Below are 6,539 nucleotides of genomic sequence, written 5' to 3' on the forward strand. Positions count from 1 at the left end.
TCGCTGAATTGAATCGTATAATCGGCTAAATCAATTAACGTCACTTCCGCATCAGGGTACTGCTTTTTGACAGATTCCAATGTGTAATTCATTGCTGTTCTTGTTTTTGAGCCCACGATTGATCCCGACAAACCAACAATTCTCATAATGAATCCCTCCTATTATTTCGCTGCTGTATATTTTTTTATTGCGGGTAAAATAACAGTGCCAATGGTTTCAATCATCTCCATGATTTTTTCAAATGATACGCCTCCAAATTCGATTTGAGCGAGAAAACGCTGGTGACCAAACAGCTCATATTGATATAGTATTTTTTCAATAATTTCTTGAGGACTTCCGACCATCAAAGCATTGCGGGTATCGGCACCTTGAGCAAAATGCTGCTTCGGAAAACCGCGTCCGTTAGAAAATTCCATTCCTTTGTTAACATGAGGGTACGCTTCCTTCATCGCTTGCTGTGAGGTCTCCGCTACATAAAACAAGCTAGTGGTTGCAACTGGCAGCGCTGCTGGGTCAAAACCACTTTGTTCAGCAGCTCTTCGGTAGGCGTCAACAGATAATTTAAAGCTTGATGACGGTCCTGCTAATGTCGCCAGCATCATTGGCACCCCTGCCATTCCAGCTTTTATCGCACTAGCTGGCGATCCCCCTACTGCACGCCATATCGGTAAAGAGCCGTTTAACGGCCGTGGCAATATTTTTGCATCGTTTAGAGGAGCACGAAATTGTCCAGTCCATGTAACCGTCTCCTGATTATTGATTACATTTAACAGCTCGAATTTCTCTTCATACAGCTCTTCATAATCACGAAGATCATACCCAAGCAATTGAAACAACCCGATTCGTGATGCTCTGCCAGCCACGATTTCTGCTCGTCCACTCGATATCAAATCGATCGTCGCAAAGTCTTCATAGACACGAACGGGATCGGAAGTGCTTATAATCGACGCTGAGCTTGATATTTTAATTTTATCTGTTGCCTGAGCGATAGCGCTAAGAATAACTGCATGGGCTTGGGATACAAAGTATTCCTGATGACTTTCACCAACGCTGAATACATCAAGACCTGCTTGTTCAGATAATTTGGCCGCTTCAATGATTTCTTTAATGCGCTGCTGTGCAGAGATCCGCTCGCCCGTATGCGGGTTGGGCAAATGATCCCCTAGAGAGTAAAGCCCAAACTCTATTCCTTTGCTTTGATCGATACGATATTTTTCCACTATATATCAACCTCTCTCTTATATAAATTAAGTTAATTACTTTTTGTTATGACCCTATTATTACTCTTTTAAATAGGTAATGGAAGTACGTACTTTCGAGGAACAGGGTATCTAAAAGTATACTATTGTGATATTTACACCTTTTTAGATTTGAAATGATAGCTCTATCGAGTCATCCGAAGTTATCCTTCATGACGTTATAATAAATGAGATTTTATTATTACAGGAACGGGGTAACGTTTTATGAGCAATATGCCAGTAGAAAAATTAAACGCATCTGAACCCGGGATGAAAAAACGCGCGTCAACAGGATTACGCCAAGCCATTTATCAGTCGGTATGGAGATGGCATTTTTACGCAGGCATTATTTTTGCACCCTTCTTGATCGTTTTAGCATTCAGCGGTTCCGTCTATTTATTCAAACCGCAGATCGAGGGATATTTGTACAAAGATATGCTTACTGTTCGTGAAGTTGGAACAACCAAGATGCCGCCTGAGGGAATTATTGAAAAAACAACAAAAGCATATCCAGGCACTATAGTATCGTCTATTACGCTCGATGATGATCCTAAATCAAGCTACAAAATGTCGGTAAGCCGGAATGGAACCTCCACAACGATGTACGTGGATCCTTACACTGGCAATGTACTTGGCATGATGAATAGTGACAAAACATTTTCCGCTTTTTTCAAAAAAATGCACAGCGAGCTAGTTATAGGCGGTACCTTTGCCAACCGGCTTGTAGAACTTGCAGCATGCTGGGCGATCATCATGTTATTGACCGGTTTATTCCTTTGGTGGCCTCGCAATAAAGCTGCCATATGGGGAACTATTCTCCCAAGGCTCACTAAACCCGGAAGCCGTATTTTCTGRAGAGATTTGCATGCGGTTCCTGCATTTTGGATATCCCTCGTTTTGTTAGTCATTATAGCTGGAGGACTGCCATGGTCTGGGATTATGGGTGGACAAATCGATAAGCTGGCTAATTCAACGAACACGAATACGCCTCCCTTCGCTTCCATCTTTGGCGCAAAACCTGAATCCGTTACGGTCGCCAAAGATATTGCCGAGGATTTGCCTTGGGCAGCAGAAAGTTTACCGGTTCCCGCTTCTGTACTAGGGGGTTATGTACCTTTAAGCATGAATGAAATGGAAGATATTGCTGATCAGCGTCATGTTCTGAAACCCTACACGATTACAATCCCTATTGGAGAGACCGGTGTATTTACTGTATCCACATCACATCCCACACCGGGTAAGGATGCAACGCTTCACATCGATCAATATAGCGGAGCAGTACTGACAGATGTACGCTTTGCAGATTATGGTATTATGGCTAAAGCGATTTCATATGGCATCGCTTTTCATGAAGGTACCCTATTTGGCTTAGCCAATCAGCTGCTTGGATTAATTGCCTGCATGGGACTTATCCTGGTAGCCATAAGCTCTTATGTCATGTGGCGCAAGCGTAAGCCTGAAGGCAAACTTGGCGCTCCAGCCAAACCAAAGAGCAGAAAAATAACGATTGGCGTACTGATCATCATGTTGGCATGCGGCGCTTTAATGCCCTTAGTTGGCTTATCGATTCTCGTTGTTCTTGTCCTCGATCTATTCATCCTCCGCAGAATAAAGTCGCTACGGCACTGGTTCTCGGTCTAAGCTTAAGGAGAATGTACTTATGAATGTAACCATCCGCCATTTGTATAAGTCTGTATTGTCGCTTCTTCTTGTCTTATTGTTATGTAGCTGCACTGCCAAAGCTGCTGAAGTTGACGAGCGCGGTCTACCGCCTCATCTAACCGTTAATCTTCTTTTGCCTGAAAAAATCGAAATTGAAAAACCAAACCATTTCTCCGTAGAAGTCCTTAAGAGCGGTAAGCCGATGATAAACGCAGATCAAGCACAATTCATCATCTGGCTGGAAGACGACCAGTCTTCCGCCGTGACTATACAAGCAGAACAATTGTCGCCTGGAGTATATAGTGTCATGCATCCGATTGCTAAGGAAGGCCTTTATGTTGTCCAATCTCGCATTCATTTTGCAAACGATCAGGTTATGCCGACCAAACGCTTTGCGATTGGCAAGGATGCGATTGAAAAGCTAGCAATGCTGGAGAGCGCACAACATTCTGGTGAACCTGCACCTGTGGAGAGCGGACATCATCATTAATGAAGAGATGCAACAAATCCCCCGCCTAAACAGGTCGGGGGATTTGTTTTGTGTATTAGGGAATAATTAAAATCCGTTAAGGCTGCCCGTTAATCCAAACCACTCTGCGAATGCATCCTGAAGTCCTCTCGCGCCTAATTGCTCCCGAATCTGTACAGAAGAGCCTTCAAGCTCAATATGACCGCCTCTTAACAGAGCAATTCGGTCTGCAAGCGCCTCTGCCACATGAAGTTGATGGGTTGAAAAAATAACAGTCTGGCCATTCGCTGCGATTTCTTTCACCATACGTACGAAGGTTTCAATCCAGTAAGGATCAAGACCATTAGTAGGCTCATCCATCAATACAATGGGCGGCTTGGCCAATAAAGCCTGTGAAAACAATACTCGTTGTCGCATTCCTTTCGAGAAGGAGGATACTGATTTTTTCCCAGTATCCGCAAGGCCTACTTCCTCCAGCACTTCCTGTACTCTTAGTTTTGGTACCCCTCGCAGCGATGCCCAAAATGCAAGTGTTTCATAAGCTGTTAATCCAGTACCAAACCGAAAATCATCCGGCATGTAACCTATAAGCTCAGCATAACGCTTGCGATCATCTTTCCAACGCAAGCCTTGAACAGCAATAATACCGCTGTCAGGCTGTGATATACCTGCGATCATTCTTAAAATCGTACTTTTGCCTGCGCCATTTCCTCCGCACAAAGCCAAAATTTGACCTCGTTCCACGTTCAAATCAAGCGTATTAATGACGACTTGTTTCTTTATTGATTTCTTGACGCCTTCAAGCTTCACTAAAGGATCAGGCATATGATCGCCTTCTCTCCCAAATGAACTGTGCAGCTGTGATCACGCATCCTATCCATAGAACAGCTGTAAAAGCGAAACCTATACTCCCCCCAGGCTGCTTGATCCATTTGATCCATTCATAATATTCCGGACCTACTATGGCTCCCCCGCCAAGCTTCACTACTGTAAAAAGCCTGGAAAGCTCTGCTGGATTAACAAAAGTGAGTACAGTAACTGCTGGCTTGATAACAGGATATGGCATGAAGCCAAGGACGGAAATAAGCAATGGCGGCCAGCCGATAATGGCAAAAAACCAAATGGCTACACCAATCGTTAAGGCTTGCCAGCGATTTTTCGCGAGTGTACCTATGAGCAGAGCAATGGCAAGAAAAAACAAAGCAATGCTGGCAGAAAAGGATAGCAACTGCACATATGTCTGCAATCCAAAGCCTGATCCAGCGGCTAAACCAAGAAGACCCGCAGCGCCAAAACCTACAAAAACGATGACTAGCAGCACAACTGCAAGCCCTAAGTATTTTCCGAGCATAAATGACCAGGTGCTGATAGGATATGTCGATAATAGCTCCCAGCTTCCGTCCTCCTTCTCTGCGGTCAAAGAAAACGAGCCGAGCAGCAGGGACATCAATGGCAATAAATATAAGACTAGATTAAGCGTTGTTCCGGTAATGCCAGAATAGCCCTGAACATAACCTTGCGCATTAATTAAGAGTAGGCAGAGCATAAATAATGCAAAAAGACCCATAAATGAATAGGCCCACGGATTGCGAAACCCTAGCTTCAATTCCCTTATTGCAAAATAAATCGTCTGAATCACGACTGGTTACCTTCCGTTTCATGGCCCATGTCCATCTCATCTTTGCTTCCATCGGAATGCATGCTTTCATTGTGCTTCTCCATGTCTTCCATATCCATCATTTCCCGGTTAACTTCCCATTTATGATGAGCAAGCTCATCCGAGCTAAGGAGCTGTCCCTTACCTTGCTCGTCGATGTAAGCTTGAGCGGACGCTTTATCCTCAAAGGCAATAACGCCATAAGCCATTGGAGTAATATACTCAGCATCGTAAGCATAATAAGCTTTCTCATATTTAACCCAATCTCCGCTATTATGATCTCTAACAAACTCTGCACCTAATGTTTCGGTTCCGTTCTCAACTTTCCACTTATTCATGCATCCAATATCATCAAATTTTAAAGACTGACCGTCCTTCGTTATGATTTGGGTTGCGTAAGGATCATCCTTTACTGCCATATTGCAGATGACGCATTTATCCGTTTCTTCGTTAATGGCTTGCGGCTTGTATTCCTTGGCTCCACAAGCGCTTGCCAGCATCAAAATAACAATTAAAAAAAGTGCTGCACCAAATCGTCCCGTTTTCATCTTTTTCTTACCCCCATATAAATGATTAAAAATGCCAAAATCAAAAGTCCACTGCCAACTAATGCAGAATGCAGCAGCGTTTGTGTCGGTAATATAACATTCAATTTCCCATTTGGCCGCATCAACGGAGAAAAGTCTGTTGACCAGAGCTGTCTATCCGACTGATAGAGATCTTCAAGAAAGATCATACCTGGCGACTGAAAAAACAATTGAAAACCTGGCTTCGCTTTAACAAGACTTTGAAAAAAAGGATTTAATGCATAGGCTATATCGCTTCTGCCATCGCCTTCCGTATCAATGCCTTGGAAGGAATCCCAGTAGTTACCGTCTAGCGCATTGCCAATACTATTTTTTGCTTCTGCGCTTGCCACATTACCTACAAACTGATTTTTAGTGATCACATTATCTTTAGCATCTAGCAGCTGTATCCCAATAAAATTGCCGATTACAGCATTGTCTTCTATTTTGTTTTGCGTGGATTGTTCTACATAAAGCCCGACGCGGTTTCCCTCGACATGATTGCCTATGATTGATGTATCATGTGCGTCAAACAATAAAATGCCTTGGGAATTAACACTTTCACTTTGTTTATTGAATCGGTTTCCAGAAACCTCGACATCACGAACAGCCATAATCATTGCTCCAGTAATGTTCAGATTGCCGTAATTTTTGCGAATGACCGTCCCTTTGGTATACATGCAATGCACACCATAACGCAGCAGCTCAAAATGATTATTTTCGATTAAATTATCATCGCTGTTCTCCATATAAATACCATCGTGCATAGAAGAAATCGTATTCCCATTGAAGTTATTCCCATTCGACTCATACAGATCTATTCCATTTCCTTTGTCAGATAGTTTCAATGGACGATTCTGAGCTACGCCAACCCAATCAATTTTTGTGTTTCGGACTTCACCGTTATTTGCTTTCCTCATCTTGATACCAAAGGAGCCGGTGTGTAT

The 6,539-nt window shown here is 43.2% G+C and carries 8 protein-coding genes; 2 read left to right on the forward strand and 6 right to left on the reverse strand.

What is annotated here, in order from left to right:
• Together AB4Z17_RS30850 and AB4Z17_RS30855 are read right to left on the reverse strand one after the other, a co-directional pair.
• Positions 1-146, reverse strand: a 146-nt coding sequence (locus AB4Z17_RS30850) for an NADPH-dependent FMN reductase (RefSeq protein ID WP_441964116.1), incomplete at its 3' end; no start/stop codon positions are given.
• A 15-nt stretch (positions 147-161) separates the two neighbouring features.
• The gene (locus AB4Z17_RS30855; RefSeq protein WP_441964106.1) at positions 162-1,220 is read right to left on the reverse strand and encodes an LLM class flavin-dependent oxidoreductase; all 1,059 of its coding nucleotides are present in this window, start codon (positions 1,218-1,220) and stop codon (positions 162-164) included.
• A gap of 252 nt (positions 1,221-1,472) precedes the next feature.
• Here AB4Z17_RS30855 and AB4Z17_RS30860 point away from each other — a divergent pair, with 252 nt between their 5' ends.
• Positions 1,473-2,879, forward strand: a complete 1,407-nt coding sequence (locus AB4Z17_RS30860) for a PepSY-associated TM helix domain-containing protein (protein ID WP_441964108.1) — start codon at positions 1,473-1,475, stop codon at positions 2,877-2,879.
• 19 nt (positions 2,880-2,898) lie between these two features.
• Positions 2,899-3,390, forward strand: coding sequence for a hypothetical protein (locus tag AB4Z17_RS30865; RefSeq protein ID WP_441964110.1), 492 nt, complete (start codon positions 2,899-2,901; stop codon positions 3,388-3,390).
• A 66-nt stretch (positions 3,391-3,456) separates the two neighbouring features.
• Here the strand turns inward: AB4Z17_RS30865 and AB4Z17_RS30870 are convergent, their stop codons facing one another.
• The 4 genes from AB4Z17_RS30870 to AB4Z17_RS30885 all read right to left on the reverse strand — a co-directional run.
• Complete coding sequence (locus AB4Z17_RS30870) at positions 3,457-4,194, reverse strand: ABC transporter ATP-binding protein (RefSeq protein ID WP_441964112.1); 738 nt, start codon at positions 4,192-4,194, stop codon at positions 3,457-3,459.
• Positions 4,187-5,008: an ABC transporter permease gene (locus AB4Z17_RS30875; RefSeq protein ID WP_441907369.1), complete on the reverse strand. Its 822-nt coding sequence runs from the start codon at positions 5,006-5,008 to the stop codon at positions 4,187-4,189. The genes AB4Z17_RS30870 and AB4Z17_RS30875 overlap by 8 nt, the downstream gene beginning before the upstream one ends.
• The gene (locus AB4Z17_RS30880) at positions 5,005-5,574 is read right to left on the reverse strand and encodes a nitrous oxide reductase accessory protein NosL (protein WP_441907368.1); all 570 of its coding nucleotides are present in this window, start codon (positions 5,572-5,574) and stop codon (positions 5,005-5,007) included. The genes AB4Z17_RS30875 and AB4Z17_RS30880 overlap by 4 nt, the downstream gene beginning before the upstream one ends.
• Positions 5,571-6,539: right-handed parallel beta-helix repeat-containing protein (locus AB4Z17_RS30885; RefSeq protein ID WP_441964114.1), on the reverse strand; the 969-nt coding region annotated here is incomplete at its 5' end. The genes AB4Z17_RS30885 and AB4Z17_RS30880, both read right to left, overlap by 4 nt.

This window comes from Paenibacillus sp. TAF43_2, assembly GCF_052113545.1.
Lineage (GTDB): Bacteria > Bacillota > Bacilli > Paenibacillales > Paenibacillaceae > Pristimantibacillus.

Coding starts and splice junctions, on each gene's coding strand:
- AB4Z17_RS30880 (WP_441907368.1), bottom strand. CDS start 5,574: ATGAAAACGGGACGATTTGGTGCAGCACTTTTTTTAATTGTTATTTTG.
- AB4Z17_RS30870 (WP_441964112.1), bottom strand. CDS start 4,194: ATGCCTGATCCTTTAGTGAAGCTTGAAGGCGTCAAGAAATCAATAAAG.
- AB4Z17_RS30865 (WP_441964110.1), top strand. CDS start 2,899: ATGAATGTAACCATCCGCCATTTGTATAAGTCTGTATTGTCGCTTCTT.